We start from the raw sequence: 2195 nt of genomic DNA on the forward strand, positions 1-2195 counted from the left end.
TACAGAAGCTGGTCGATAAAGGCGGCTATCGTCCGCAGCAGTGGCGCTACCGCTGGGATGCAAAAAACCAGCTGACCGGACTGGAAACCCCTGAAGGCGAACGCTGGGAATACAAATACGACCCGTTCGGCAGGCGAATCAGCAAACGCTGTACCAACCGTGACAAACCCGGCATGGACTTCCACTGGAATGGCGACCAGTTAACGGAGGAAATTCCGGTTGGCGTTGATGGTAAACAAGAATACGAAAGCGCCATTCGCTGGATATACGAGCCAGGAAATTTTACACCGCTGGCGCGTTATGAAAAAGGGCAACTGCACTATGCGGTGACAGATACGGTCGGTCGTATCCAGGAGCTGCTGACCGAAGAGGGCACGATTATCTGGCAAGGGAAACAACAACTCTGGGGCCGTGAGGAAGGCATCAATAAGGACGATGTCCCCACATGCCGGTTACGTTTTCCGGGGCAATATGAGGATGCGGAATCGGGATTGCATTACAACCGGTTCAGGTACTATGATTACGAGACGGGGCAGTACATCTCATCGGACCCGATAGGGTTGATGGGTGGGGTGAATCTTTATGGATATGTCAGTAATCCGCTACGATGGGTGGATCCGCTGGGGCTTAGTGGAGAACCAACAGGTAGTGAAAATAATCCATTTAAGACTTCTCGCGCGGCTCGTCGTGATGCCATGAGGCAAGCAGGTATTCCTACCAGCCAGCAACCCGTCAGCCAATCCCAAAATAGTTCAGGACGAGAATATTCTTACGAAACACCAAAGCCTGGCGGCGGAACCGGAATATCTTCCGTGCAAGAACAGACTATGGACAGTAGTCACCCAGATAGCCCTCACTGGGAAGCAGGGCAGGTGAAAACAGATGATTTTGGAAATCCTCGAATGAATAAATATGGACGCCCCCAGATACGCAATGGGAAAGGAAAAGCATATTACGTTAAAGAAGGATGTAAAGGATGCAAATAAATATATCTGGATACAAACGTGAGCTACTCTATAGAAAAGCCCAAGGCAAGATGCACCAGGAGGCGTATGTTAATAAAATTCAATCGTTTATTGGCGTAGCGGTTGACACTAATAAATTCCTCGACCTGGAAGCTACTGATCGCATTATAAACGAACTAAAAGCAAGGGAAATAAAGTCAAAGCAGAGAGTGGATATTAGTAATTATAAAGATCTCATTTTCTTTATAAAAGAAAAGGTCGGGCACTCATTTTTTTATTTACTAATTGACGAGGAGTGGAAGTTTTGTGGGGCTTATAAATCAACAAAACCTCTTTCTGAAAAATATAATTTTGACAAACTATGCTCGGATGAAATAAGAATCACCTCTTGTGACTTATCCTTTCAAATTCAAATAGATTACGAGCACTCAGAAATAGAATGTGAATACATTGAATATAAATAATCTTATTATTAATGCGATGCCGGGAGATTATAGTCCCGGCATTTTTATCCTCTAAATAGCTGCGCCGAATAGTAGATCACTTAAAGGGAACTCAGCCCGGATTGTGCGATCTGATAAATCGCCAAACATCACAAACCACCAACCGGACTGAGCAATGCCGATCATAGTACCCATCCCCCGAAATGAACGACGTCAGATGCAGAAAATTATCCATAAAACACCCGATAAAAATTACGCCCGCAGGCTCACCGCAATGCTCATGTTGCATCGCGGTGACCGTGTCAGCGATGTTGCCAGAACGCTCTGCTGCGCCCGCTCATCCATCGGTCGCTGGATTAACTGGTTTACACTATCGGGCGTTGAAGGTCTGAAATCTCTGCCTGCCGGGCGTTCCCGCCGCTGGCCCTTTGAGCATATCTGCACGTTGTTACGTGAACTGATCCCGGTGATTTTGGTTATCAGCGCTCGCGCTGGAGCACAGAACTTCTGGCGATAAAAATCAATGAGATAACAGGATGTCGGTTGCATGCGGGAACCCTTCGTCGCTGGTTACCCATCGCCGGGATAGTATGGCGCAGGGCAGCTCCGACGCTGTGTATCCGTGATCCGCATAAAGATGAAAAGATGGCCGCAATCCACAAAGCGCTGGACGAATGCAGCGCAGAGCACCCGGTCTTTTATGAGGATGAAGTGGATATCCACCTCAATCCCAAAATCGGTGCAGACTGGCAGCTGCGCGGACATCAAAAACGAGTGGTCACACCGG

The 2195-nt window shown here is 47.7% G+C and carries 2 protein-coding genes and 1 pseudogene; all 3 read left to right on the forward strand.

Translation table 11 applies throughout. The annotated features are described in order from the left end of the window. Positions 1-986: RHS repeat-associated core domain-containing protein (locus tag ACLW56_RS25115; protein WP_330986317.1), on the forward strand; the 986-nt coding region annotated here is incomplete at its 5' end. Next, a complete protein-coding gene (locus ACLW56_RS25120) occupies positions 977-1429 on the forward strand; it encodes a hypothetical protein (protein WP_330986318.1) in 453 nt (150 codons plus the stop codon). The genes ACLW56_RS25115 and ACLW56_RS25120, both read left to right, overlap by 10 nt. A gap of 154 nt (positions 1430-1583) precedes the next feature. Continuing rightward, positions 1584-2195 (forward strand): annotated as a pseudogene (locus ACLW56_RS25125) (IS630 family transposase); the annotation flags it as partial.

This window comes from Pantoea sp. sgz302252 (assembly GCF_047713085.1).
Lineage (GTDB): Bacteria > Pseudomonadota > Gammaproteobacteria > Enterobacterales > Enterobacteriaceae > Scandinavium.

What these genes read in the sequence shown, in the direction of transcription:
- ACLW56_RS25120 (WP_330986318.1), top strand. Translation starts at nt 977, where the DNA reads ATGCAAATAAATATATCTGGATACAAACGTGAGCTACTCTATAGAAAA.